We start from the raw sequence: 26370 nt of genomic DNA, 5'->3' as shown, positions 1-26370 counted from the left end.
AGTGTGTGGGGGGAGGTCAGAGAGACAGGGGCCCGATGCGGTACAGCACCTCGGGATCGTGCGGACCGTCGGGGAACTGCCCGGTCTCGAAGAGGACTTCACGCTCGACGCGCGCACCGTGGCGTTCGGCGTACGAGATGAAGAGCCGCTCGGACGCGGTGTTGCCCGGCGTGATGGTGGTCTCGACGTCGGTCAGCGGACGCTCGGCCGCGACGCGCGCGGTGAGCCCGTCCAGCAGTCGGGCGGCGAGCCCCTGTCCCTGGTGCTCGGAGTCGACGGCCACCTGCCACACGAGCAGGGTCCGCGGGCGCTCGGGCCGCACGTACCCGGTGACGAAGCCGACGGGCCTTCCGTCGACGGCGCGCGCCACGGCCGACGTACCGGCGAAGTCACGGCACCACAGCAGATAGCTGTACGAGGAGTTCAGGTCGAGCTTCCCCGAGTCTCTGGCGATTCGCCAGAGTGCGGCGCCGTCCGACACCGCCGGACGGTCGATGTGCAGGTCTGCTTGTGCGGCAGTCATGCGAATTGAATTTACCGAGGGGAAAGCCGAATTGCATGGCCGGACGGGGTTACGTGTCGACGATACATGTGTTATCACGCGGGCGCGAGCCAGGAGGCGGAGGTGCGAGGTATGGCCCGGTTTGCACGGCAGATAAGGGGCAAATCGGCGGCGATGTGTAACGCGTCACAACCATGTAACCCTCACGAGATCTGCCCGAATTACACCGGTTGACGTTCGCGAAATCTTAGTGTTTAGGTCGGGGGAAAGCGGGCAGAAGAATACGGGAAGCTGCTCTCGATTGAATTCCCGAATTGCACGCCGTGAATCCTGTGATTCAATACGCAATTCAGGCTCCGGTCACCCCGTCGATCCGCTCCCGCAGCAGGTCCGCGTGGCCGTTGTGCCGGGCGTACTCCTCGATCATGTGGATGAGCACCCAGCGCAGACTGACCTCGAGACCGGCCACCGGCTGGTCCACCATCCGCCCGGTGTCGTCGAGCGAGTGCCCGGCACACAGCTCGTCACTCCGGGCGATTTCCCGCCGCCACACCGCGAGCGCCTCGTCCAGCCCGCGCTCCGGATCCAGGACGTACCCGGTCGCCTCCCCGTACACCGGCGGCACGTCAAGACCGGCGAACACCCGCTGGAACCAGTTCCGCTCGACCTCGGTGACGTGCTGCACGAGCCCGAGGAGCGTGAGCGAGGACGGCTCGACGGACGCCAGCCGTGCCTGGGAGTCGTCCAGTCCCGAGCACTTCAGCGCGAGCGTGGCCCGATGAAAGGCCAACCAGCCCTGGAGCATGGGGAGTTCGTCACCGGTCATGAAGGGGATGGGGCGACCGTCGGGGAGGGTGAGAGGTGTGTTGGTGGTCATGGGGCGAGCATGGCACGGGGCACTGACATCGGCGCCTTGCTTCGGTACCGCCCTACCGCCCTACCGCCCTACCGCCAGGCAGCCTCAGCCGCCCGCCGAGCCCCGTCCGGATCCACATCCAGCCCCTTCTCGGACAGCGCCGCCCCCAACGCCGCCAGAGACGCCTGGACGACCCCTCGCGTCGCGTCGACGCCATAGTGGTTCACCCGGATCATCTCCTTGGCCAGCGCGCCCCCGCCCGCGGCCAGCGGCAGCGCGGGATCCGACGCCAGCGCCCGGGCCACCAGCTCGGACGCCACCGTCCCGGCCGGTGCCCGCAGGGTCGTGGCCACCGGCGCCGCGTCCGCTGCCTCGTGCACGTACGGCTCCAGCCCTCCGCCGAGCGCCGACGCCCCGGCCCTCGTCGCCGCTGCGGCACCCGCGTGCCGGGCCATGACGGTGTCCGGACCGTCCGCCTCGATCCGCTCCACGCACGCTTCCAGTGCCAGCATCTCCAGCTGGGCCGGGGCATGGAGCAGCGCACGGCGTCCGCCGTCGATCCACCGCTCCTTCCAGTCGAGCAGCGACAGATACGACCGGCGCGGTGCCTGGGGATTCGCCGCCATCCGAGCCCACGCCCGCTCGCTCACCGACACGGCCGACACCCCGGCCGGTCCGCCCATCGCCTTCTGGGCCCCGATCACGCACAGGTCCACGCCCCACGCGTCCGGCAGCACCGGCTCGGCCCCGATGGAGGCGACGGCGTCCAGATAGAAGAGGGCACCGTGCTGCCGTACGACCTCACCGATCTCCCCGACCGGGTTCGTGTTGCCGGTCGCCGCCTCCGCGTGCACCAGCGACACGAAGTCGATCTCCGGGTGCTCGGTGAAGGCGTCCTGGATCTGCGCGGCCGTGACCGCCGTGTGGAAGGGCACGGCCAGATCGATCACCGTGGCGCCGCAGTCCCGCAGCCAGTCGCCGAAGGTCTGCCCGTACGGCCCGGTGATCACGTTCAGTGCGGTCGTGCCGGGCCCGGCGGTCCCGCGGATCGCCCCCTCCAGCGGCAACAGCGCCTCGCCCTGCATGATCACGACGTCCTGCCGGGTACGCAGCAGTCGTGCCACACGGTCCTCGATGGACGCGAAGTGCGCGGCGCTCAGCGGGGCCAGGTCGAGGAAGGGGTGGGTCACGGCGGTGCTCTCTTCGCTCACGGGGATCGACGGAAACGAGGGTAACCGGGTCCCGGATTCCGGACTGGACCGGCGACTTCTTAGGCCGGGCGGCCGCTTGGCCATCGGTTTGGTTTGAGGCGCTCAAACGTTTCCTTATAATCGGAACTCTGCCTTTTCATCGTTCCCCCCACAGGAGGTCCCCCGTGATCACGGTCCTCGGGCGCCGGGCCCGCATTCTGGCCGCCACCACCGCGACGGCCGGGCTGGTGCTCGTGGCCGGCTGCTCATCGGACGACGGCGGCAGCGGCACCCAGACCGCCGCCGGCGGCGTCACCCTGGTCAAGGGCGGTCAGCTCACCACCTGCACGCACCTGCCGTACCCGCCCTTCCAGTCGGAGATCGACGGCAAGGTGCAGGGCTTCGACGTCTCCCTGATCGACCTGGTCGCCAAGGACCTGGGCGTGAAGCAGGAGATCCTCGACACACCGTTCGAGAACTTCAAGACCGGCGCGTTCCTCAACTCCGACGAGTGCGACCTCGCCGCGGCCGGCATGACGATCACCGCGGAGCGCAAGAAGAACGTCGACTTCTCGGACCCGTACTTCGAGGCCACCCAGGCCGTCCTGGCCGACAAGAAGAGCGGCATCAAGTCCTTCGCGGACCTCAAGGGCAAGAAGGTCGGCGCCCAGGCGCAGACCACCGGCGAGGACTACGCCAAGAGCCAGGGCCTCGACCCGGTCTCCTTCGAGTCCTCCGACGCCGTCCTCAACGGTCTGCGCACCGGCCAGGTCGAGGCCGTCGTCATCGACTACCCGGTCGTCCAGGGCTGGCTGAAGGACAAGGCGAACGCCGCCGCCTTCGAGGTCGCCGAGCAGGTCAACACCGGTGAGCAGTACGGCGTCACGGTGAAGAAGGGGAACACCAAGCTCCTCGCCGCCATCAACAAGGCGCTCGCGGACGCCAAGGCCGACGGGACGTACAAGAAGCTGTACGAGCAGTGGATCGGCCCGTACGACGAGTCCGCCGCGTCGCCCTCCGCCTCCTCATGAGCGGCACCACCAAGAGCACTGAAGTCCAGCCCCGCAGGAAGGGGTTGACCCGGAGTCAGAAGCGGCGTGTCTCGCGCGGCATCCAGTACGCCGTCTTCGTCGCGGCCGTGGTCGCCTTCGCGGTCTCGGCCGACTGGGACCGGCTGAAGAACCAGTTCGCCCAGTGGGACATCGCCGAGCAGATGTTCCCGGACGTCATCACGCTGGCGCTGAAGAACACCGTGCTGTACACCCTGTCCGGCTTCGTCTTCGGACTGGTCCTCGGCATGGTGATCGCGCTGATGCGGCTGTCGTCCGTCGGTCCGTACCGCTGGCTCGCGAGCATCTACATCGAGATCTTCCGCGGTCTGCCCGCCCTGCTGATCTTCATCTTCGTGGGCGTCGCCGTGCCGCTCGCCTTCCCGGGCACGGAGATCCCCGGCGGCACGTACGGCAAGGTCGCGCTCGCGCTCGGCCTCGTGTCCGCGGCCTATATGGCGGAGACGATCCGCGCGGGCATCCAGGCGGTGCCCAAGGGGCAGATGGAGGCGGCCCGTTCACTGGGCTTCTCACCGGCCCGGGCCATGGTCTCGATCATCGTCCCGCAGGCGTTCAGGATCATCCTCCCGCCGCTGACGAACGAACTGGTGCTGTTGTTCAAGGACTCCTCGCTGGTGCTGTTCCTCGGCGTCACCCTGGAGGAGCGCGAACTGTCCAAGTTCGGCCGCGACCTGGCCAGCCAGACCGCCAACTCCACGCCGATCCTGGTCGCGGGCCTGTGCTACCTGCTCGTCACGATCCCGCTCGGCTTCGTCGTGCGTCGCATGGAGACGAAGGCCCAGGAGGCCATCAGATGAGTCGTCCAGAGATCCAAGTCCGGGACCTGCACAAGTCCTTCGGCGACAACGAGGTGCTGCGCGGCATCGACCTGGAGATCGGCCAGGGCGAGGTCGTGTGCGTGATCGGCCCGTCCGGCTCCGGCAAGTCGACGCTCCTGCGCTGCGTGAACCTGCTCGAAGAACCCACCAAGGGCCAGGTCTTCGTCGGCGGTACGGAGGTCACCGACCCGGATGTCGACATCGACGCCGTACGTCGCCGTATCGGCATGGTCTTCCAGCAGTTCAACCTCTTCCCGCACCTCTCGGTGACCGAGAACCTCGCACTCCCGCAGCGCCGGGTGCTGAGGCGGGGCAAGGCGGAGGCCGCCAAGGTCGCCGCCGAGAACCTGTCCCGTGTGGGCCTGTCCGAGAAGGCGGACGCCTACCCGTCGTCCCTGTCGGGCGGCCAGCAGCAGCGCGTCGCCATCGCCCGCGCGCTGGCGATGGGCCCCGAGGTGATGCTGTTCGACGAGCCGACGTCGGCGCTGGACCCGGAACTGGTCGGGGACGTCCTGGCCGTCATGCGCATGCTGGCGAACGAGGGCATGACCATGATGGTCGTCACCCACGAGATGACCTTCGCCCGCGAAGTCGCCGACCGCGTCGTCTTCATGGACGGCGGAGTAATCGTCGAAGAGGGCAACCCGGAGCAGGTCATCACCAACCCGACCCACGAACGCACGCGCCACTTCCTGTCCCGCCTACTCGACCCGGCGATGGCAGACGTGGAGGAGGACAGCGCCCCGTAAGGGGCACGGGGCTGTATCGATTTGCGGCTCCGCCGCGTGGGCGCGACCAGCCACAACGGACCCGTAGCCGACGAACTATCGTGCCTGGCATGAGCAATCAGGCGGTGCTGCATGTAAAGGGGCGGGTCCTCGTCGGCCCAGAAGACATCCGCGACGAACTCTGGGTGGTCGGCGGAAGGGTCACCTACGACCGCCCGGCCCGCGCCGGCGACATCCGCACGGTCGACGGCTGGGCCCTCCCCGGACTGGTCGACGCCCACTGCCACGTCGGCCTCGGCCTGCACGGCCCGGTCGACGCGGACGTGGCCGAGAAGCAGGCGCTGACCGACCGGGAGGCCGGCACGCTGCTCCTCCGCGACGCGGGCTCGCCCTCGGACACCCGCTGGATCGACGACCGCGAGGACCTGCCGAAGATCATCCGGGCCGGCCGGCACATCGCCCGCACCCGCCGCTACATCCGGAACTTCGCGCACGAGATCGAGCCGGACGACCTCGTCGCGTACGTCGCCCAGGAGGCCCGCCGCGGCGACGGCTGGGTCAAGCTGGTCGGCGACTGGATCGACCGCGACCTCGGCGACCTGTCGGCCTGCTGGCCGCGCGGGGCGGTGGAGGCGGGGATCGCCGAGGCGCACCGCCTGGGCGCCCGTGTGACGGCCCACTGCTTCGCCGAGGACTCGCTCCGTGACCTGGTCGAGGCGGGCATCGACTGCATCGAGCACGCGACGGGCCTCACCGAGGACCTGATCCCGCTGTTCGCCGAGCGTGGCGTCGCCATCGTCCCGACCCTGGTCAACATCGCCACCTTCCCGCAGCTGGCCGCCGGCGGCGAGGCCAGGTTCCCTCGTTGGTCGGCCCATATGCACCGGCTGTACGAGCGCCGCTACGACACGGTCCGCTCCGCCTACGACGCCGGTATCCCGGTCTACGTCGGCACGGACGCGGGCGGCTCCCTGGCCCACGGCCTGGTGGCGGGCGAGGTCGCCGAACTGGTCACCGCCGGTATCCCACCGGTCGAGGCCCTCTCCGCGACCGTCTGGGGCGCTCGGAGCTGGCTGGGCCGCCCCGGTCTCGACGAGGGGGCACCGGCGGACCTCGTCGTGTACGAGGGCGATCCGCGGGCGGACGTACGGGTCCTGGCGGCGCCGCGGCGGGTGGTGCTGAACGGGCGGGTCGTCGGCTGAGCGGCTCGCGGTCGCTCAGTGCGCGGCGTTCTGCGCCGGCAGGTTGAAGACGTGCTGCGGACTGACGATCTTGGTGATCGCGTCGCCGAGGAGCGTGCTGGGCTCCGTGTTCTTGTAGTTGATGTCGGTGTTCAGCAGCACGACGATGCCGGCCCGGGCCGACGGAAGGTAGATCGTCAGGGACTCGTAGCCCGGCAGTGAGCCGTTGTGCCCGATCCAGCCCTGGACGTTGAAGATGCCGAGGCCGTACCCGGCGCCCGGGATCGTGGTGGGCGGTGTGGTGAGCCGCTGCTTCTGGGTGGCGGGGCTGATCAGGGTGGTGCCGTCGGGCAGGACGCCGGTGGCGACGGTCGGCGCCCACAGGCGCAGATCCTCCAGCGTGGAGATCATCGCGCCGGCCGCCCAGGCCCAGGAGGGGTCCCAGCCGGCGCTGTCGGCGACCTTCCCGTCCGCGGTCTGGTTCGTGTACCCCTGGGCGTGCGGGTCGGGGAATGTCGCGTCGGTCGGGAAGATCGTGTCGTCCATGCCGGCCGGATCGAGGATGTTCTCCTCGATGTAGTCGTTCAGCGGCTGATCGCCGGCCTGCTCGACGACCAGACCGAGCAGGATGAGGTTGGTGTTGCAGTAGTAGAACTCCGCGCCCGGCGCGAACAGCACGGGGTGCTTGAACGAGTAGGCGAGCAGTTGCTGCGGGGTGAAGGGGCTCTCCGGATCGGACGTCAGCGCCTTGAAGAAGTCCGGGTCCTCGGAGTAGTTGAAGAGCCCACTGCGCATCCCGGCCAGCTGACGCAGGGTGATCTTGTCGCCGTTGGGCACGTCGTCGACGTACTGGTCGATCGTGTCGTCGAGGTTGACCTTGCCCTCGTCGACCAGCTTCAGCAGCGCCGTCACGGTGAAGGTCTTGGTCTCGCTGCCGATGCGCGTGAACAGGTCCGGCGACATCTTCCGGCCGTCGCTCTTGTCGGCGACTCCGAACGACTTCACGTGCGTCCCCTGGTCGGGCGTCCATATCCCCACGGTCACTCCGGGTATGTTCGCTTCGGCCATGACCTTCTGCACGGCGTCGTCGACCTGCTGTTTCACCGCGGGAGTGAGCGTCTCGAAATCGTCCGTCGCCGCGGGGGAGGGCGACGGTTGTTCGGTACTGGTTGTGGGGGTGGGCAGCGGCGCCCCGAAAGCGGTTCCGCCCCCGACGGGAACCGCGAGTATGCCTACCGCCGCGGCGGTGACGGCCCCCTTGCGCAGTCGTCCGCACGAACGCGTCATGGGCTGACTCCAAGCACCCGAAGCGAAGCCCGCGACCAGGGCCGCAAGGCCCTTTCCCTCAGCATAGGAGCGCTCGTGCCGCGTTGCCTGTCGGCGCGTGGCGCGGCGTCGTGTTGACGTTTGCGCCCCTTGGTGCTCCGGAGTGTCAACCGGCGCGTTCGAGTCAAGGCAGTTGAACGAGTGACTATGGGGAACATCCGTGCCGACTGATTCGAAAAGGTTCACGGAAAACCCACGATGGGGTGAAGTGGCACCGGAATGCCGCCGGTTCACCCTCAGTGCGTAATCCTTGCCGGGTCCCAGGCAAGTCTCCTTTGGGGGTCCCCACCTTGAATGGCACCAACTTCCGTATGCCCGCACGGCGTCTCGCCACTGTCGCGACGGCCACCGCCCTGGCCGCCGGTCCCGCGGCCCTGGCCGGCGCGGGCCCCGCCCACGCGACCGACGACGGCCGCGCAAGCGCTGTCGTACTGCGCACCGGGCTTGATGTGTCCCTGCTGAACAAGACCGTGAACGTCCCGCTCACGGTCTCCCTGAACGAGGTTCAGGCGCCGCAGAGCGCCGAGAAGACCGCGCTCACCGCCCAGTTGAACGGCGTCGAGGGCGGACAGCCGATCCAGGTGCTGCGCGCGGACGTGGCGGCCTCGAAGGCGACGGTCGCCGACGGCAAGGCGGAGGCCTCCACCAACCTCGCCCATGCGAACCTCCACGTCCCCGGACTGCCGCTGCTGTCGCTCATCGAGGTCGAGGGCGTGACGTCGAAGGCGACCTGCGAGGCCGGTGAGACGCCCAGCGCCTCCTCGAACCTGCTGGGAGCCGTCACCGTGCTCGGCAAGAAGGTGACGGTGAGCACCGGCGGCACAACGGACGTGAAGGTCCCCGGCGTCGGCGAAGTCCGGCTGGATCTGTCGAAGACCGAGACGACGACGACCAAGGCGGCCGCCACCGCCCTCGAACTCAAGGTCTCCGTCAACCCGTTGAAGCTGAACGTGGCCGAGGTGACGGGCACCCTCACGCTCGCCGAGGCGACCTGCGAGGCACCCGCCGCACCCGCCGCCCCCAGCCAGGAGCCGGGCGCCGAGGTCGAGCCGCAGGGAGACCAGGCCGCTCCGGCCGAGGACGGGCTGGCCGAGACCGGCGGCAGCTCGGCGACCCCGTACCTCGCGGGCGGCGCGATCGCCCTGGTGCTGGCGGGCGGAGGAGCGGTGCTGCTGTCGCGTCGACGCCGGAGCTGAGTCCCTAGACCTTCTGCTCAGCGCTGGGCCAGTGCCCGGCCCAGCGCTTGAAGGAACGAGTCGGCCGTCCCCCGGTCCCGCACCGCCAGCCGCAGCCACTCCTCGTCGAGGCCCGGGAAGGTGTCCCCGCGCCGCACCGCGAACCCCAGCTCGCGCAGCCGTCGCCGTACGTCGGCCGCGCGCGGCAGCCGTACGAGGACGAACGGACCTTCGGCGGGCTCGACGACCCGCAGCCCGTCTGCGGAGAACTCCTGGAGCCCGGCCACCAGATGGGCCCGGTCGGCGGCGACGCGGTGTGCGGCGTGCGCGGCCTCAGCCAGCGCCTGTGGCTCCATACAGGCCTCGGCCGCGGCCAGCGCGGGCGTGGACACCGGCCACAGGGGCTGGGCGCGCTCCAGGTCGGCGATGGTCTCCGGGGCGGCGAGCACGTAACCGATCCGCAGGCCCGCCAGCCCCCATGTCTTGGTCAGACTGCGCAGGACGACCAGGCCCGGTACGTCCGTCCGCCCGGCCAGCGTCTCCCGCTCACCCGGAACGGCGTCCATGAACGCCTCGTCGACCACCAACGTCCGCCCGGGACGGGCGTGTTCGGCGATCGTGTCGGCCGGATGCAGCACCGACGTCGGGTTGGTCGGGTTGCCGATCACCACCAGGTCTGCGTCCTCGGGTACGGCGGCCGGGTCCAGCCGGAAGCCGTCGTCCGCCCGCAGCAACACCCGGTCGACGGTATGGCCCGCGTCCCGCAGCGCCGCCTCCGGCTCCGTGAACTGCGGGTGCACGACGACCGGTTGGCGCACCTTCAGCGCCCGAGCCAGCAGCACGAAGGCTTCGGCGGCTCCAGCGGTCAGCAGCACCCGTTCCGGCGCGAGCCCGTGCCGCGCCGCCACCGCCGCACACGCGCGGCGCCCGTCCGGGTAGGCCGCGAGCCCGCCCAGCGAGGCGGCGATCCGCTCGCGCAGCCAGGACGGAGGCGTGTCGGCGCGTACGTTGACGGCCAGGTCGACGAGGGCCGAGCCGTCGTCCCGCACCTCGGCGTCACCGTGGTGCCGCAGGTCGTGCCCGTCCTCAGTGCGCATGCGCATGTCCGCCGTGGTGGTGCCCGTGATGGTGGTGGCCGTCGTCGTCCGGGTGGAAGTGCGGCTGCTGCGGCAGACCCACCTTGTCCTCGAAGCCGGGCAGCGCGATCCGGTAGACACAGGAGTCGCAGTTCATCCGCAGGTCGCCCCGCACGGCCTCCTCGTACCGTTCCATCACCAGATCGAGCAGCTCCGGCTCCGGGCCGATGACCTCGGCCGAGCGCACCTCGATCTCGGGATGCGCGGCCGACCACCCCTCGGTCTGCGCCTTCACCCGGTCCGGCAGGATGCCGGTGAACAGGAAGTAGGGGAGTACGACGATCCGGCGCGCGCCCAGCTTCACGCAGCGGTCGAGGCCGCTCGGCACGTCCGGCGCGGCGAGCGACACGAACGCCGTCTCCACGCCCGCGTATCCGCGCCCTTCCCACAGCAGCCGGGCCGCCTTGTGCACCTCGGCGTTGGCATCGGGATCCGTGGACCCCCGCCCGACCAGCAGCACGGTGATGTCCGCCCGGTCGTAGGGCGTGCGGGCCGGACCGCCGAGGGCCTCGTCGAGCCGCCGCTCCAGCACGCTCAGCAGCGCCGGATGCGGGCCCAGCGGACGGCCGTAGGTGTACGAGATCCCGGGGTGCCGCTCCTTCTCGCGGGCCAGCGCCGCCGGGATGTCGCCCTTGGCGTGCCCGGCGGACACCAGCATCAGGGGAACGGCGGCGAACCGTTGCACCCCCCGCTCCACCAACTCGGCCACCGCGTCGCCCAGCGGCGGCGGGGACAGTTCGATGAAGCCGCCCGCGACAGGCAGTTCGGGGCGGCGTAGCCCCAACTCCCGTACGAAGTCACGGAACGCCTCGGCTCCGGCTTCGTCCCGGGTGCCGTGGCCGGCGATGAGCAGGGCGGGCGGAGCGGTGGTCACTGTTTCTCCTCGGCATATGAAGTGGGGTGGTGCGGCAGGGTGCGGAGACGGTTCACAGGGCCTCCTCCTGCCAGCGGTAGCCGCGCGGCGTCACCATGCGCCCCGCGATGTCCCGGGTCGCGGTGTTGCCCACGGTGACGACCGTCATCATGTCGACCGTCGCCGGATCCAGGGCGTCCAGGGTCGTCAGCCGGCCTGACTCGTCCGGCCGTGAGGCATTCCGTACGACTCCGACCGGCGTCGTTCCCGTCCGGTGCTCGGCGAGGATCGTGAGCGCCTTCGGGAGCTGCCAGTCGCGGCCGCGGCTGCGCGGGTTGTAGAACGTCACGACGATGTCCGCCTCGGCCGCCGCCCGCACCCGCCGCTCGATGACCTCCCACGGCGTGTGCAGGTCGGACAGGCTGATCGACACATGGTCGTGCCCGAGCGGCGCACCGAGGATCGCGGCGGCCGCGAGCGCGGCGGTCACGCCGGGTACGCCCACCACGTCGATGTCGTCGGAGGCCTCGGCGAGCGCGGGGGAGGCCATGGCGTACACGCCGGCGTCGCCGCTGCCGATCAGGGCGACGGCCTGTCCGCGCCGGGCCTCCTCGACCGCGGTCCGCGCCCGCTCCTCCTCCGCGCCGAGCCCCGACTCCAGCACCCGGGTGCCGGGCCGCAGCAGGTCACGGATCTGGTCGACGTACTGATCGAGGCCGACGAGTACGGAGGCGCGCCGCAGTTCGGCCTTGGCGCGCGGGGTGAGCAGATCCCGGGCGCCGGGTCCGAGCCCGACGACCGCGAGGCGCCCGCGCGCGGGGCGTCGTACGACGGCACACGTGACCATCGCCGACTTCCGCTTCGGCACGAGGAGTTCACCACCGCCGATCAGCGCCGACGCCTCCGCCACGGAGGGGGTGCCGACGGCGGCGAGCGGCGCGTCGGAGGGGTTGGGCACCTCGACACGGGCCAACTCCTCGGCGGAGTACGTCACCAGCGGCACCCCGAGCCGCTCGGCGGCCGCGACGATCCCTGGCTCCTCGGCCTTGGCGTCGACGGTGGCGAGTGCGGCGAGGCTACGGCCGGACAGTCCCGCCTCCAGCAACGTGCCCTCGACGAGCCCGAGGACCTCGTCGACCGGGGCGTTCCTGGAGGCGCCCACGCCGACGACGAGCGACGGCGGGCGCAGGACCACCTCGTGCCCGGAGGGCTCGACCGCGCGATCGGTGACCCGGATGGTGTACGCACCGTGCGGTGCCACGGGGAGGGGCGGCAGCGGCCACGGCACCTCGGTCTCCAGGGTGACGGCTTCGCCGTCCAGCAGCGCACGGGAGACCGCGGGTACCGCCCCCTCCACCGGGAACCCGAACGTGTCGAGACCCGGCACCCCGACGGAGTCGGTCGCCGTGGTCACCACCGGCTCGGCACCCAGCAGCTCGCCCACTTCCAGGGCGAGTTCATTGGCCCCGCCCCCGTGCCCGCCGACCAGCGACACGGCGAACCGCCCGCCCTCGTCGACGCACACCACTCCGGGATCGGCCCGCTTGTCGGACAGCAGCGGCGCGATCAGCCGTACCACCGCCCCCGTGGCCAGAAAACACACCAGCTGCTCGCACTCCGCGAACGCGGTCCGTACGGCGTCCCCGACCGGTCCGTCGTACGCGCGAGTCCGATCCGGCCACGCCGCGGCCAGCCGGTCCCGCGCAGCCGCGCCCGCCGTGGTGGCGGAAATGAGGCCGATCACTGGGCAACTCCCTTGATGTCGTCGGGTTCTTGAGGTCTGACGCCCCACAGCAGAAAAACGGGATTGGTCGCCGCGAGCCGGGTCACGTCCCCCGGCAGCGGCGCCAGCCGCGACGACTGGAGCAGCACTCCGTCGCAGCCGAACCCGGCACCGGTGAGCGCCTCGCGCACCGCCGGTACCCGGTCGAGGGCGGCCATGGCGACGACGACCGTCCGCCGGGCGCGTAGCGCGCATCCCGCGACGATGGCGGGCAGGTCGCGCCCGCCCCCGCCGACGAACACGGCGTCGGGATCGTCGAGTTCGGACAGCACGCCGGGCGCGCTCCCGTGGACGGTCCGCACGTCCACCCCGTGTGCGGCGGCGTTCGCGCGGATCCGCTCGATGCCGTCCCCGGCCTTCTCGACGGCGACGACGGCGGCGCCGAGCCGCGCGCACTCGACGGCCACGGAGCCGGAGCCCGCGCCGATGTCCCAGACCAGATCGCCGAGACGCGGCCCGAGCCGGGCCAGGGCCAGCGCCCGTACCTCGAACTTGGTGATCATGGAGTCGCGGTGGGCGAACCCGGCCTCGTCCAGCGCCCATCCGGCGGGCCCGACGCCGGGTCCGGCCACCGTGCGCACGCCCTCCGAAGTCCGCGCCTCGTCCAGGCACAGCACCACACTCACCGCCGTGCCCCAGTCACGCCCGGCGGCCTCGCGCGGCGTCACCCGCTCCACCCGCTCACGCGCGGGGTCGCCCAGCGCGGACGCGACGACGAGGACGCGCTCGCTGTGCACCAGGGCGGCCCCCAGTTCGGCCGGACCGGACCCAGGACCCGTCAGCACCGCGACCTTCGCCTGCGCCCGGCAGACATTGACCGCCGTCCGCAGCTCCCGCCCGTGCGCGCTCACCACCACCGCGTCGTCCCACGTCAGCCGGGCCCGCGCGAAGGCGGCGGCGACGGAGGACACACCGGGCCGGATGTCGAGCAGCCCGGCACCGAAGCGCTCGGCGAGCACCCGGACGATTCCGAAGAACCCGGGGTCACCGGAGGCCAGTACGACGACCGGCGCCTGCTTGCCGACGTACGCCTCGATCCGGTCGAGCGCGGGCGCCAGCGGACCGAGCACGACCCGCTCGGCTCCCGACGGCAGCGGTACGGCGTCCAGATGGCGCTGCCCGCCGACCACCAGCTCCGCGGCGCCGAGGACATCCTCGGCAGGCGGCGCCCCCGTCCCCGTACCGACGACCGTGATCATGTACTCGCCCCTCGCTCGCGCAGCGCCTTGCGGGCCTCGGGGTCGGCCTTGCGGTAACCGTGGAAGTGGCCGGGGTGGTACAGGTGCGAGCGGGTGCCCTGGGCGTCGAGGGCGGGGCCGACGAGGAAGAGGGTGTGCTTCCAGAGCTTGTGCTCCTTGACGGTCTCCTCCAGGGTCTCGATCGTGCAGCGCACGACCAGCTCCTCGGGCCAGGTCGCCTGGTAGGCCACCACGACCGGCGTGGTCGTCGGATAGCCGCCCTCCAGCAACTCCCGTACGAGCTGCCCGCTGCGGGCGGCCGACAGGAAGATCGCCATGGTCGTGCCGTGCTTGGCGAACTCGCGGACCTCCTCGCCGGGCGGCATGGGCGTCTTGCCGCCGCCGAGCCGGGTGAGCACGACGGACTGCGCGACCTCGGGGATCGTCAGCTCCCGTTGGGCGAGCGCGGCCACGGCGGAGAAGGCGGAGACACCGGGCACGATCTCGGTGGCGATACCGAGCGAGGCACAGCGGTCGACCTGCTCCTGTGTGCCGCCCCAGAGAGCGGGGTCGCCGGAGTGGATACGGGCCACTCTGAGGTTCTCGTGACGGGCCCGCTCGTAGACGGCCACCACGTCCTCCAGGGACATCGTCGCCGAGTCGAGGATCTCCGCGTCCTCACGCGCATGCTGGAGGACCTCCTCCTGGACCAGGCTGGCCGCCCAGATCACGACATCGGCCTCGGCGATGGCGCGCGCGGCACGGAACGTCAGCAGATCGGCGGCGCCGGGGCCGGCACCGACGAAGGTCACCTTGCCGGCGGTGGCATCGGCCATGGGGAATCGGTCCTCTCGTACAAGCAAAGCGGTCCTACAAGCTGCAAAGCGGTCTTGCGAATTCGGCGGTCCTACGAAGTCGGGCGAAAAGTCAGTGCGTACGGGAGTGCCGGACATGCGCGCACGCACAGTGATCCGATAGCAAGGCCCTATGGCGGTCTTCGTCGCGCTCGGCGCGTTCCTGATGACGCTGGCCGGCGGCTGGACGGCACAGCGCGTGACCGACCGCCGTCATCTGGTCCTGGGCCTGACCGGCGGCCTGATGCTGGGCGTGGTCGGCCTGGACCTGCTGCCGGAGGCGCTGGAGGCGGCGGACACGGACGTCTTCGGCGTACCCGCGGCCCTGGTGCTTTTCGTGGCCGGTTTCCTCCTCGCCCACCTGGTGCAACGGCTGCTGGCCGCACGAGGAGCGGGCCGTACCCCCGAGGTGGGCATGTCGGCGGGGGCCGCGATGGTGGGGCACAGCGCCATGGACGGCGTCGCGATCGGTGCCGCGTTCCAGGTCGGCGGGGACATGGGCGTGGCGGTCGCCCTCGCCGTCATCGCACACGACTTCGCGGACGGCTTCAACACGTACACGATTACCCGCCTGTACGGGAACGCCCGCCGCCGGGCGATCGCCATGCTGGTGGCGGACGCCGCGGCCCCCGTCCTCGGCGCGGCCTCGACGCTTCTGTTCACCATCCCGGAGGAACTGCTCGGCTACTACCTCGGCCTCTTCGGCGGCGCACTGCTCTACCTCGCCGCGTCCGAGATCCTCCCCGAGGCCCACCATGCGCGTCCCGCCCGCTCGACGCTGCTGTGCACGATCGCCGGAGCGGCCTTCATCTGGCTGGTGGTGGGCATCTCCGGCTGAGCCGCCCGCACCGCGGCCGTTCACAGCTTGCCGCCCCGCCCGCCGTCGCGTCGCGCGGGCGCGATGAGCGTCGACAGATAGGGGAGGGGCGAACCGTCGAGCTCCGCGGCAGGCCGCACCGACTCCTCCGGCAGCCCGAGCGCCGACCCCCACACGGCGTCGTCGAGCCGCCCGGTCTCCCTGAGCGCCTCGGCGACCTCCCCGGCCTGCCGCCCGAACTTGTAGGCGACAACGGTCCCCGGCCCGGCCAGCGCGTCCTTGAGCACCGCGGCCCCGGCGGTCACCGGCACGAGCGTGAGCGGCTCGGTCCCCTCGGTGAGCACGGCCCCCGACCGCGCGGCGAGATCCTGCATGGCGGTGATGCCGGGCACGGTCTCCACGACCGTTCCGGGCACCAACTCGCCGATGGTCTGCGCGAGATAGGTGAACGTCGAATAGACGTTGGGATCGCCGATGGTCGCGAAGGCAACGGCCCCGTGTGTCCCGAGGAGTTGCGCAACCCGCTCCCCGGCAGCGTCCCAGGCGGCCTCCCGCCGCCCCCGGTCACTCCGCTCGTTCAGTGCGAAGACGACCCGTACGACCTTCTCCTCGGGCACGTAGTGCAACACGGTGGCCTCGGCCCGCCCCCGCTCGCCCGTATCCATCACGGGCACGACGACGACATCGGCGGCACGCAGAGCATTGACGCCCTTGACGGTCACCAGCTCCGGATCGCCGGGGCCCACCCCGACTCCGATCAACCTGCTGCTGCTCATGACGTCCGGCACCTCTCCACGAACCGACGGGCCACACCGGGCTCGGACGCCCAGTGCGTGTGCAGATAACTCGCGTGCACACCCTGTTGTACAAAACCTTCGACCCGCCGGTGAGGGGAGCGAACCCCCCAGGCGGGAGCCGCCCCCGAGCCCGGCTCGACGACCGTCCGATGAAACTCGTGCCCCCGCATCCGCGTCCCGGCCACAGCGAGCACACTGTCGCTCACGGCCACCGCGTCCCGATACCCGAGGCTGAGCCGCTCACTCATCCGGGCCGTCGCGTCCAGCACCCCGCACATCGGCCGCCCGTCCAGCTCCCGGCACAGATACAGCAGCCCGGCACATTCGGCGGCGACGGGAGCGCCGGTCTCCGCGAGGGCGGCGACGGTTTTACGCAGCGGTTCGTTGGCGGACAGCTGCTCGGCATACACCTCGGGGAAACCGCCCCCGATCACCAACCCGCGTGTCCCGTCCGGGAGTTGCTCATCCCGCAGGGGGTCGAACGTGACGACTTCGGCACCGGCGGCGGTGAGGAGTTCGGTGTGCTCGGCGTAGGAGAAGGTGAACGCTTCTCCGCCGGCGACTGCGACGACGGGCCCTCGCTTCTCAGCCGACCGAGTCGGGTGGTCGTGGGTGGGCGAGGCAAGGACCTCAGCCGCATCCCAAGCCGCACACGACAACGCACCCGCACTCCGCGCCAGCGCCACCAGCGCACCCAGGTCGCAACCGTCGGAGACCTGCGCGGCCATCGCCGCCACGGCATCCACCGCCTCCGCCCGCCGCTCCGCGACCGGAACCAGTCCGAGGTGCCGGGACGGCGTGTCCACCTGCGGGGCCCGCCGCAACGCACCCAACACCGGCACCCCCACCGACTCCAACGCCTCCCGCAACAACCCCTCATGCCGATCCGACGCGACCTTGTTCAGGATCACGCCCCCGACCCGCACCTCCGGATCCCACGACACGAACCCGTGCACCAACGCCGCCACGGACCGCGACTGCGACGACGCGTCGACGACCAGCACCACCGGCGCCCGCAACAGCTTCGCGACCTGAGCCGTAGACGCCAGTTCACCCTCCCCCGCGGCCCCGTCGTACATCCCCATCACACCCTCGACCACGGCGATGTCACACCCGTGCGCCCCCTGCGCGAACAACGGCCCGATCAACTCCGGCCCGCACATGTACGCATCGAGATTCCGCCCCACCCGCCTGGTGGCGAGCGCGTGATACCCGGGATCGATGTAGTCCGGCCCCACCTTGTGCGGAGACACGGCAAGCCCCCGCGCGGCGAACGCGGCCATCAAGCCCGTGGCAACGGTGGTCTTGCCGCTGCCGGACGAGGGCGCGGCGATGACCAACCGGGGAACGGACGTCACCACTCGATGCCTCTCTGGCCCTTCTGCCCGGCGTCCATCGGATGCTTGACCTTGGACATGTCGGTCACGAGATCGGCGAAGTCGACCAGCTTCTCGGGCGCGTTCCGCCCGGTGATCACGACATGCTGGTTCCCCGGCCGGTCCCGCAGCACGGCCACGACCTCATCGACGTCGACCCACCCCCAGTGCATCGGATAGGCGAACTCGTCCAGCACATACAGCTGGTACGTCTCGGCGGCCAGATCCCGCTTGACCTGCTCCCAGCCCTCGCGGGCCTTCTCCTCGTTGTCCATCTGGGAGTCCCGCTGGACCCAGGACCACCCCTCGCCCATCTTGTGCCAGGCGACGGACCCGCCCTCCCCGGAGTCCCCGAGCACCCGCAGCGCCCGCTCCTCGCCGACCTTCCACTTGGCCGACTTGACGAACTGGAACACCCCGACGGGCCAGCCCTGGTTCCAGGCCCTGAGCGCCAGCCCGAACGCCGCGGTGGACTTGCCCTTCCCCACTCCCGTGTGCACGACGACAAGAGGACGGTTACGGCGCTGCCGGGTCGTCAGTCCGTCGTCCGGCACCACACTCGGCTGTCCCTGAGGCATTACGCGGCCCTCCTCTGTACGTCCTTCACGAGCCCGGCGATGGAGTCCGCCCGCAGCTCGTCCAGCGTCACGGCCGTACCCCCCAGCTCACCCGCGAGCTGCCCGGCGAGCCCCAGCCGCACGGGCCCGGCCTCGCAGTCGACCACAACGGACGCGACCCCGTCGGCAGCGAACAACCGGGCCGCCCGCCCGGCCAGCGCAACGGGCTCGGGCCCACCGGTGGCCCGCCCGTCCGTCACCAGGACGACCAGCGCGCGCCGAGCGGGATCCCTGAGCCGCTCCACCCGCAGCACGTCATGCGCCTTCAGCAACCCGGCGGCCAGCGGCGTCCGCCCACCGGTCGGCAGGGACTCCAGCCGAGCGGCCGCGGCATCCACAGAGGACGTCGGCGGCAACGCCACATCGGCGGCGGACCCGCGGAAGATCACCAACCCCACCTTGTCCCGCCGCTGATAGGCATCGAGCAGCAGCGACAGCACGGCCCCCTTAACGGCGCTCATCCGCTGCCGGGCCGCCATCGACCCGGACGCGTCGACGACGAACAGCACGAGATTGCCCTCGCGCCCTTCCCGGGTCGCCTGCCGCAGATCGTCCCGCCGTACGACGAGCCCACGCCCGACCCGCCCACGGGCCCGCTGATGCGGGGCGGCCGCCTGCACGGTCGCCGCCAGGTGCAGCTTGGTCAACGCCCCTCGGGGCCGCCGCGACCCCGTCGTCCGCCCGTGCTCGGTCCGCGCCCGCGAACGCCGCCCGGCGGCACCCTCCCCGATGCCGGGGACGCTCAGCACCTTCGTACGAAACGGTTCCGCGGCCCGTACGGCGGACTGCTCCCCGGGGCCCGAGGGCTGCGGCTCGCCATCCTCACCGGCCTCGGGCCGGGCGCCCGTGTCACCGCCGCCCTGCGGACCGTCGTCCTCGGGCGGCTGCCCGCCGCCCCCGCCCGGTCCGCCGTCGTCGGGGTCGGGGTCCGGGTCGTCGTCGCCGGAGAACTCCTCCAGCGTCTCGTCGAGCTTGTCCTCGTCAAGTCCCGGCGCGTCAAAGGGATTCCGCCGCCGCCGGTGCGGCAGCGCGAGCAGCGCGGCCTGCCGTACGTCCTCCGCCAGCACCTCGGTCCGCCCGGCCCAGGCGGCGAGCGCGGTGGCCGTCCGGGCCATCACGATGTCGGCGCGCATTCCGTCCACCTCGAAGGCCGCGCAGGTCGCCGCGATCTGCCGCAGCGCACCGTCGCCGAGTTGCACGGACGGCAACAGCTTCCGCGCCGCCACGATCCGCGCCCGTACGGCGGCCTCCTCGTCGGCCCAGCGGGCGGTGAAGGAGGCGGGATCGTCGTCGTAGGCGAGCCGTCGCCGTACGACCTCCACCCGCTGGTCCGGCTCCCGTGACGCCGCGACCTCGACGGTAAGACCGAACCGGTCGAGCAACTGCGGCCGCAGCTCGCCCTCTTCGGGGTTCATGGTCCCGACGAGCAGGAAACGGGCGGCGTGGCGGACCGACACCCCTTCGCGCTCCACGTACGACGCGCCCATCGCGGCCGCGTCCAGGAGCAGGTCGACGAGGTGGTCGTGGAGGAGGTTGACCTCGTCGACGTAGAGGATTCCGCGGTGTGCGTCGGCGAGCAGGCCGGGCTCGAAGGCCTTGACGCCCTCGGCGAGCGCCCGCTCGATGTCGAGGGCGCCGACAAGCCGGTCCTCGGAGGCGCCGACAGGCAACTCGACCATGCGGGCGGGGCGTTGCACCCCGGCACCGGCTTCGTGCGGGCCGTCCGGACAGGCCGGGTCGGGCGCGCCGGGGGCGCAGGAGAAACGGCATCCGGCGACCACGTCCACCTCCGGCAGCAGCACCGAAAGCGCCCGTACGGCCGTCGACTTGGCGGTGCCCTTCTCGCCGCGCACCAGCACGCCGCCCACCGCCGGCGACACGGCGTTCAGCAGCAGCGCGAGCCGCAGATCGTCCTGGCCGACGACCGCCGTGAAAGGAAAGGGAGTACTCACTGGTCGTCGCCCTCCAGATCGCCTTCGAGCTCCAGGTAGGTGGCGCGCAGCCGTTCGAGGGTGTCCGCGTCGGGCTCGGCCCACAGTCCACGGTCGGCGGCTTCGAGCAGCCGCTCGGTGATGCCGCGCAGCGCCCAGGGGTTGGACTTCTTCATGAAGTCCCGGTTCTCCGGGTCGAAGACGTACTCCGCGCTCAGCTTCTCGTACATCCAGTCGTCCACGACCCCGGCCGTCGCGTCGTAGCCGAAGAGATAGTCGACGGTCGCCGCCATCTCGAAGGCGCCCTTGTAGCCGTGCCGCCGCATCGCCGCCATCCAGCGCGGGTTGACGACGCGGGCGCGGAAGACGCGGTGGGTCTCCTCGCCGAGGGTGCGGGTCTTGACCTGGTCGGGGGTGGCGCTGTCACCGACGTACGCCTCGGGGGAGGCGCCGGTCAGATGCCTGACCATGGCGACCATGCCGCCGTGGTACTGGAAGTAGTCGTCGGCGTCGACGAGATCGTGCTCGCGGGTGTCGACGTTCTTGGCGGCTACGGCGATCCGCTTGAACGCCGTCTCCATGTCCCCGCGCGCCGCCCGCCCGTCCAGCCCGCGCCCGTAGGCGTAGCCGCCCCAGACCGCGTACACCTCGGCGAGGTCGGCGTCGGAGCGCCAGTTGCGCGCGTCGATCAGCGGGAGCAGCCCGGCGCCGTACGCGCCCGGCTTCGAGCCGAAGATACGGGCCGTCGCGCGCCGTCGGTCGCCGTGCTCGGCGGTGTCCGCGTCGGCGTGGGCCTTCACATAGTTCCGGTCTGCGGGCTCGTCCAGCTCGGCGACCTTGCGGACGGCGTCGTCGATCAGCCCGACCACGTGCGGGAACGCGTCCCGGAAGAAGCCGGAGATACGGACCGTGACGTCGATGCGGGGCCGGCCGAGCTCCGTCAGGGGCACGATCTCGAAGCCGGTCACGCGGCGTGAGGCGTCGTCCCACACCGGGCGGCAGCCGAGCAGCGCGAGGATCTCGGCGATGTCGTCGCCCTGGGTGCGCATGGCGGACGTACCCCAGACGGTGAGGCCCACGGACTTCGGGTACTCGCCGGTGTCCTGGAGATACCGCTGCACCAGCGAGTCGGCGAGGGACTGCCCGACCTCCCAACTCAGCCTGGACGGGATGGCCTTGGGGTCGACGGAGTAGAAGTTGCGGCCGGTCGGCAGGACGTTGACGAGACCGCGGGTGGGGGAGCCGGAGGGGCCCGCGGGGACGTAACCGCCGTCGAGGGCCTTGAGGATGTGCCCGATCTCGTCGGTGGTCCTCGCCAGCCGGGGGACGACCTCACGGCATGCGAACTCCAACACGGCGACGGCGTCGGGGAGTTCGGTGCCGAGGACGTCACGGACCAGGGAACGGCTTTCCGCGACCGCCCAGTTGCGCTCCTCCATCCCCTCCGCGACCCGGCGGCACAGCTGCTCCAGCAGGTCGATCGCGTCGGCGGCCGAACGTGACGGCCCCTCGACGAGGTCCGTCAGCTCGACCGGAAGCTTCACCGGCGCACCCGGCTCGGCGAGCAACTCCTTCTCGACGAGACCGAAGTGCTGAGCGAGCGAAGCCCGCAGCCCCGGCAGCGCGTTCGCCTGACCGCCCCACACCTGCGAGGCACGCAGCACGGCGAGCACGAGATTCACGCGCGGTTCGTCGGCCGGCGCGCCGCCGAGAATGTGCAGCCCGTCGCGGATCTGCACGTCCTTGATCTCGCACAGATAGCCGTCGATGTGCATGACGAACTCGTCGAACGCGTCGTCGTCCGGCTGGTCGTCCACATGCAGGTCGTGGTGGAGCTCGGCCGCCTTGACCAGCGTCCAGATCTGCGCCCTCACGGCCGGGGCCTTCGTCGGGTCCAGGTCGGAGACGAGCGCGTACTCGTCGAGCAGCTGCTCCAGCTTGGCCAGGTCGCCGTAGGTGTCGGCGCGTGCCATCGGCGGCACGAGATGGTCGACGACGGTGGCGTGCCCGCGCCGCTTGGCCTGGGTGCCCTCGCCGGGGTCGTTGACGATGAACGGGTAGATCAGCGGGAGTTCACCGAGTACGGCGTCCGGCGCACAGCCTCCGCTGAGCCCGAGTCCCTTGCCCGGCAGCCATTCCATCGTGCCGTGCTTGCCCATGTGCACGATGGCGTCCGCGCCGAAGCCCCCCTCCGATGTTGCAGCCTCCAGCCAGCGGTACGCCGCCATGTAGTGGTGCGACGGCGGCATGTCGGGGTCGTGGTAGATCGCGATCGGATTCTCGCCGAAGCCGCGCGGCGGCTGGATCATCACGACGACGTTCCCGAACTGGAGGGAGGCGAGGACGATGTCGTCGCCGTCCACGTACAGGCTGCCCGGCGGCTCGCCCCACGCCTCCAGCATGGCGTCCTTGAGGTCGGGGTCGAGCTTGTCGAACCACGCCCGGTAGTCGGCCAGCGGCACCCGCGCGGGCGCGGAGGCCAACTGCTCCTCCGTGAGCCACTCGACGTCGTGGCCGCCGGCCGCGATGAGCCGGTGGATCAACTCGTCGCCGTTGTCCGGGTATTCGGTCAGGGAGTACCCGGTGTCCCGCAGCGCGTCGAGGACCCGTACCGCCGAAGCGGGGGTGTCGAGCCCGACCGCGTTGCCGACCCGGGAGTGCTTGGTCGGATAGGCGGTGAAGACGAGCGCGAGCTTCTTCTCCGCGTTCGGCTTGTGCTTCAACCGGGCGTGGCGCACGGCGATTCCGGCGACCCGCGCGGCCCGCTCGGGGTCGGCGACGTACACCGGCACATCGTCCGGACCCTGCTCCTTGAAGGAGAACGGGACCGTGATGAGGCGTCCGTCGAACTCCGGGATCGCGACCTGCATCGCCGCGTCCATGGGGGACAGGGCGGCATCGGACGCGTCCCAGGCCGCCTTGGACGAGGTCAGGCAAAGCCCTTGCAGGACAGGGATGTTGAGGATGTTGAGGGCGCCCACGTCCCAGGCGTCTTCGTCGCCGCCCGCGGACGCCTCCGAAGCGTGTGTGCCGCCGGCGGCGAGGACGGTGGTGACCAGCGCGTCCGCCCCGCTGATCAGCTCGTACACGCCCGACCCGGCGCTGCGCAGCGAACCGCAGTACACGGCAAGGGCGTTGGCGCCCCGGGCCTCGATCGCGTCGCACAGAGTGTCCACGAAGGCGGTGTTGCCGCTCAGTTCGTGGGCGCGGTAGAAGAGCACGGCGACGGTCGGACGCTCCGTGTCCAGTACGGGGTCGCCGTGGACGCCGTACTCCGCCATCTCCCGCGGCCCCTCGAAGCCCTCGCCCGTCAGCAGCACGGTGTCGGAGAGGAAGCGGGCCAGCTCGGTCAGGTTCTCCGGGCCGCCCTCGACGAGATAGCGCAGCGCCTCCGCGACCACACCGGCGGGCACGGACGACTCGGCCATCAGCTCCGCGTCGGGAACCGTCTCCCCGCCGAGCAGCACGGTCGGGATGCCGGACGCCCGGAGCGCGGCGAGCCCGTCCTCCCAGGCCCGCTTGCCGCCCAGCAGCCGTACGACGGCGATGTCCGCGCCCTCGACGAGTGCGGGCAGCTCCTCCGCCACATCCACCCGGGTCGGGTTGCCGATCCGGTAGTCGGCACCGGAAGCGGCCCGGGCCGCCAGCAGATCCGTGTCGGCGGTCGACAACAACAACACTGTGCTCATGCGGGCGCTCCCGGTGGAATGAAAGGCAGTCCTTGTGGCGCGCCCGACTCGATGAGCCGCCAGAGCGCGTCCGTGTCCGCGTGCTGTTCGATCAGATCGCCGAGCCGGTCGAGCTGCTCCTCGCGCAGCGCGGCGAACGACGTGTCGGCGGCCGGTACGAAACGACGGCCCGCGGCGGCCGCCACCTCACGCAGAAACGCCCGCCGGAAGCCGTCCGACTCCAACGAGCCGTGCCAGTGCGTGCCGTAGGTCTGACCGACCCGGCAGCCATCCAAGAAGGGTTCTCCGCCGACGACTTCGGCGACTCCGTGGTGGATCTCGTACCCTTCGACCGGCTCGCCGAGGGCCTCACCGAGGGGCCGGGTCAGGGTCTTCTCACGGGCGAACCGCACCCGCACGGGCAGGATCCCGAGCCCGTCCACCTGTCCCCGGCGGCTCTCGACGTCGTCCTCGATGTGCTCGCCGAGGACCTGGAAGCCGCCGCAGATACCGAGGACGGGCCGGTGGTCGGCGGCCCTGCGGACAAGGGCGTCCGCGAGACCGCGCTCATGCAGCCACTCCAGGGCGCGGACGGTCCCCCTGGTCCCCGGAATGACGACGAGGTCGGCGTCCGAGAGCTCCTCGGGCCGGTCCACGAACCGCACCACGACACCCGGCTCGGCGGCGAGGGCGTCGACGTCCGTGAAGTTGGACATGAGCGGGACGGCGCAGACGGCGACCCGCAGCACGTCCTCGCCGACGGGCGGGGCGACGTTCGACTCCCGCACGGTCCCCCGCAGCGAGACCCGCAGCCCGTCCTCCTCATCGATGCCGAGGCCGTGCTGGAAGGGCAGGACGCCGTAGGTCCGCCGCCCGGTGAGCCCGTGGAGCATGTCGAGCCCCGGTTCCAGGAGGCTGACGTCCCCGCGGAACTTGTTGACGAGGAACCCGGCGACGTGCCGCTGATCCTCGGGGGACAACAGGGCGACGGTCCCGAAGAACGAAGCGAAGACCCCGCCACGGTCGATGTCCCCGACCACGAGCACGGGCAGCCCGGCATTGCGGGCGATCCCCATGTTGACGATGTCGGTGCGCCGCAGATTGATCTCGGCCGGACTGCCGGCCCCCTCACAGATCACCGCGTCATACGTGCCCCGCAACTCGGCAAGACAGTCGAGCACGGTCCCCAGCAGCCGCTCCTGCCGCCCACCGTGATAGCCGCGTGCACTCAACTCACCCACGGGCTTCCCCATGAGCACGACCTGACTGCTCTGCTCGCCCCCGGGCTTGAGCAGCACGGGATTCATCAGCACGTTGGGTTCGACGCGACAGGCCTGCGCCTGCATGGCCTGCGCCCGCCCGATCTCCGCGCCCTCCTTGGTGACGAACGAGTTCAGGGACATGTTCTGCGCCTTGAAGGGCGCGACCTTGACGCCCTGTCGCACGAGCCAGCGGCAGATCCCGGCGGTGACGACACTCTTACCGGCGTCGGAGGTGGTGCCGGCGACGAGCAGACCGCCGTTCATGAGGCACGTCCCTTCACGACGAGGCGCACGGCGACACAGGCGCCGAGCGCGAGCAGACCGACGCGCCGGGAGAGCCGTACGGCCCGTTCGACGTCGGGTACGGCGACGGCGCGACCTTCTCGGTTCAGCACCGGCCGGTGCTCGACCCGTCCGCCGTACGACAAGGTCCCGCCCAGCCGCACGCCGAGCGCCCCCGCGAACGAGGCCTCCACAGGCCCGGCGTTGGGGCTCGGATGCTGCGCGGCATCGGCACGCCAGGCCCGTACGGCCCCCCGCGGCTCGTCACCGGTCACGGCGGCGAGTACGGCGGTGAGTCGCGCCCCCGGCCAGCCGGCGAGGTCGTCGAGGCGGGCCGAAGCCCAGCCGTAGCGCCGGTACTTGGGCGACTTGTGCCCGACCATGGCGTCCAGCGTGTTCACGGCCCGGAACCCGAGCAGCCCCGGCACACCGCCGACGGCGCCCCACACGAGCGCTCCGACGACGGCATCGGAGGTGTTCTCGGCGACGGACTCCACCACCGCCCGCGCGATCCCGTCGGCGTCCAGCGCCTGCGGATCCCGCCCGCACAGATGCGGCAGCCGGGCCCGCGCCCCGTCGACGTCCCCCGCCTCCAGGGCCCGCCCGATACCCCGCGCCTCACGAGCGAGCGAAGTCCCGCCGACGACTGCCCAGGTGGCGACGCCGGTCAGGGCGATGGAGGCGGCAGGGGAGGACCGTACGATCCGGGAGGCGACGGCGCCGAGTGCGACGGCGCCACCGGCACACACGGCGGTGTGCAGCGCGCCCCACCCGCGATGGTCGCGCCACAGCACCCGTTCCACGGCGCCGGCGGCCCGCCCGAACGCGGCGACCGGATGCCCGCGGCGCGGATCGCCGAGCAGCAGGTCACCGATGAGTCCGGCGGCGGCGCCGTACGCGAAGACGCGATCGGCACGCATGCGGCTCAGCCGGCCACGGGGTCAGGCAGAGACCTGGTACTGCACCTCGA

General features: G+C 71.3%; 22 protein-coding genes. 6 read left to right on the top strand and 16 right to left on the bottom strand.

All coding sequences use genetic code 11. The features are described 5' to 3' along the window. Nucleotides 1-16: 16 nt before the first annotated feature. The 3 genes from ectA to KCH87_RS42135 form a co-directional block, all read right to left on the bottom strand. A complete protein-coding gene (ectA, locus tag KCH87_RS42145; protein WP_210593235.1) occupies nt 17-523 on the bottom strand; it encodes a diaminobutyrate acetyltransferase in 507 nt (168 codons plus the stop codon). A gap of 328 nt (nt 524-851) precedes the next feature. Then, nucleotides 852-1379: a DinB family protein gene (locus KCH87_RS42140; protein ID WP_210593234.1), complete on the bottom strand. Its 528-nt coding sequence runs from the start codon at nt 1377-1379 to the stop codon at nt 852-854. Nucleotides 1380-1447: 68 nt separating this feature from the next. Further along, the gene (locus tag KCH87_RS42135) at nt 1448-2548 is read right to left on the bottom strand and encodes an aminotransferase class V-fold PLP-dependent enzyme (RefSeq protein WP_210593275.1); all 1101 of its coding nucleotides are present in this window, start codon (nt 2546-2548) and stop codon (nt 1448-1450) included. A gap of 185 nt (nt 2549-2733) precedes the next feature. Between KCH87_RS42135 and KCH87_RS42130 the strand changes: the two genes are divergently transcribed. From KCH87_RS42130 to KCH87_RS42115, 4 genes are all read left to right on the top strand, one after another. After that, entirely contained in the window at nt 2734-3579 is an 846-nt protein-coding gene (locus tag KCH87_RS42130) for a transporter substrate-binding domain-containing protein (protein ID WP_210593233.1), read from the top strand. After that, a complete protein-coding gene (locus KCH87_RS42125) occupies nt 3576-4415 on the top strand; it encodes an amino acid ABC transporter permease (RefSeq protein ID WP_210593232.1) in 840 nt (279 codons plus the stop codon). Before KCH87_RS42130 ends, KCH87_RS42125 begins: the two co-directional genes overlap by 4 nt. Next, on the top strand, nt 4412-5185 hold the full coding sequence (locus KCH87_RS42120) for an amino acid ABC transporter ATP-binding protein (RefSeq protein ID WP_210593231.1): 774 nt from the start codon (nt 4412-4414) through the stop codon (nt 5183-5185). The genes KCH87_RS42125 and KCH87_RS42120 overlap by 4 nt, the downstream gene beginning before the upstream one ends. Before the next feature lie 89 nt (nt 5186-5274). After that, the gene (locus KCH87_RS42115; RefSeq protein WP_210593230.1) at nt 5275-6366 is read left to right on the top strand and encodes an amidohydrolase family protein; all 1092 of its coding nucleotides are present in this window, start codon (nt 5275-5277) and stop codon (nt 6364-6366) included. A gap of 15 nt (nt 6367-6381) precedes the next feature. Here the strand turns inward: KCH87_RS42115 and KCH87_RS42110 are convergent, their stop codons facing one another. Beyond that, nucleotides 6382-7632: a serine hydrolase gene (locus KCH87_RS42110; protein ID WP_210593229.1), complete on the bottom strand. Its 1251-nt coding sequence runs from the start codon at nt 7630-7632 to the stop codon at nt 6382-6384. Nucleotides 7633-7961: 329 nt separating this feature from the next. Here KCH87_RS42110 and KCH87_RS42105 point away from each other — a divergent pair, with 329 nt between their 5' ends. Beyond that, nucleotides 7962-8867 carry an SCO1860 family LAETG-anchored protein gene (locus KCH87_RS42105; protein ID WP_210593228.1) on the top strand — a complete coding sequence of 302 codons (906 nt, stop codon included), beginning with the start codon at nt 7962-7964 and terminating at the stop codon, nt 8865-8867. Nucleotides 8868-8884: 17 nt separating this feature from the next. On the opposite strand, the gene cobC is transcribed toward KCH87_RS42105, so the two are convergent. The 5 genes from cobC to cobM are packed head-to-tail and all read right to left on the bottom strand — an operon-like array spanning nt 8885 to nt 14632. Continuing rightward, nucleotides 8885-9943, bottom strand: coding sequence for an Rv2231c family pyridoxal phosphate-dependent protein CobC (gene cobC / locus KCH87_RS42100; protein WP_247197628.1), 1059 nt, complete (start codon nt 9941-9943; stop codon nt 8885-8887). Continuing rightward, nucleotides 9933-10856 carry a sirohydrochlorin chelatase gene (locus tag KCH87_RS42095; RefSeq protein ID WP_210593226.1) on the bottom strand — a complete coding sequence of 308 codons (924 nt, stop codon included), beginning with the start codon at nt 10854-10856 and terminating at the stop codon, nt 9933-9935. Before KCH87_RS42095 ends, cobC begins: the two co-directional genes overlap by 11 nt. 52 nt (nt 10857-10908) lie before the next feature. Then, nucleotides 10909-12579 (bottom strand): precorrin-3B C(17)-methyltransferase, encoded by a 1671-nt coding sequence (cobJ, locus tag KCH87_RS42090; RefSeq protein ID WP_210593225.1) that lies wholly within the window; start codon nt 12577-12579, stop codon nt 10909-10911. Further along, nucleotides 12576-13817 (bottom strand): precorrin-6y C5,15-methyltransferase (decarboxylating) subunit CbiE, encoded by a 1242-nt coding sequence (gene cbiE, locus KCH87_RS42085; RefSeq protein ID WP_210593224.1) that lies wholly within the window; start codon nt 13815-13817, stop codon nt 12576-12578. Before cbiE ends, cobJ begins: the two co-directional genes overlap by 4 nt. After that, nucleotides 13814-14632, bottom strand: coding sequence for a precorrin-4 C(11)-methyltransferase (gene cobM, locus KCH87_RS42080; protein WP_210593223.1), 819 nt, complete (start codon nt 14630-14632; stop codon nt 13814-13816). Before cobM ends, cbiE begins: the two co-directional genes overlap by 4 nt. Before the next feature lie 151 nt (nt 14633-14783). Here cobM and KCH87_RS42075 point away from each other — a divergent pair, with 151 nt between their 5' ends. Continuing rightward, complete coding sequence (locus KCH87_RS42075; protein WP_210593222.1) at nt 14784-15488, top strand: ZIP family metal transporter; 705 nt, start codon at nt 14784-14786, stop codon at nt 15486-15488. A 20-nt stretch (nt 15489-15508) separates the two neighbouring features. Here KCH87_RS42075 and cobI read toward each other — a convergent pair whose 3' ends face one another. Genes cobI through KCH87_RS42040 form a run of 7 tightly spaced genes read right to left on the bottom strand, consistent with a single transcriptional unit; the run spans nt 15509 to nt 26320 of the window. Next, entirely contained in the window at nt 15509-16255 is a 747-nt protein-coding gene (gene cobI, locus KCH87_RS42070) for a precorrin-2 C(20)-methyltransferase (RefSeq protein ID WP_210593221.1), read from the bottom strand. Further along, a complete protein-coding gene (locus tag KCH87_RS42065; protein ID WP_210593220.1) occupies nt 16240-17625 on the bottom strand; it encodes a cobyrinate a,c-diamide synthase in 1386 nt (461 codons plus the stop codon). The genes cobI and KCH87_RS42065 overlap by 16 nt, the downstream gene beginning before the upstream one ends. Beyond that, complete coding sequence (cobO, locus tag KCH87_RS42060; RefSeq protein WP_210593219.1) at nt 17619-18218, bottom strand: cob(I)yrinic acid a,c-diamide adenosyltransferase; 600 nt, start codon at nt 18216-18218, stop codon at nt 17619-17621. The genes KCH87_RS42065 and cobO overlap by 7 nt, the downstream gene beginning before the upstream one ends. Beyond that, nucleotides 18218-20209, bottom strand: a complete 1992-nt coding sequence (locus KCH87_RS42055; protein ID WP_210593218.1) for a putative cobaltochelatase — start codon at nt 20207-20209, stop codon at nt 18218-18220. The genes cobO and KCH87_RS42055 overlap by 1 nt, the downstream gene beginning before the upstream one ends. Continuing rightward, nucleotides 20206-23877, bottom strand: coding sequence for a cobaltochelatase subunit CobN (gene cobN, locus KCH87_RS42050; RefSeq protein WP_210593217.1), 3672 nt, complete (start codon nt 23875-23877; stop codon nt 20206-20208). The genes KCH87_RS42055 and cobN overlap by 4 nt, the downstream gene beginning before the upstream one ends. Continuing rightward, nucleotides 23874-25382, bottom strand: coding sequence for a cobyric acid synthase (locus KCH87_RS42045; protein WP_210593216.1), 1509 nt, complete (start codon nt 25380-25382; stop codon nt 23874-23876). The genes cobN and KCH87_RS42045 overlap by 4 nt, the downstream gene beginning before the upstream one ends. Next, nucleotides 25379-26320 (bottom strand): cobalamin biosynthesis protein, encoded by a 942-nt coding sequence (locus KCH87_RS42040; RefSeq protein ID WP_210593215.1) that lies wholly within the window; start codon nt 26318-26320, stop codon nt 25379-25381. The genes KCH87_RS42045 and KCH87_RS42040 overlap by 4 nt, the downstream gene beginning before the upstream one ends. Nucleotides 26321-26370: the final 50 nt, after the last annotated feature.

The sequence above is a fragment of the Streptomyces sp. GESEQ-35 genome (genome assembly GCF_017948485.1).
In the GTDB taxonomy this organism is placed as follows: Bacteria; Actinomycetota; Actinomycetes; order Streptomycetales; family Streptomycetaceae; genus Streptomyces.
Note: the sequence above shows the minus strand (reverse complement) of the source record. Positions and strands in the feature narration are given on the sequence as shown.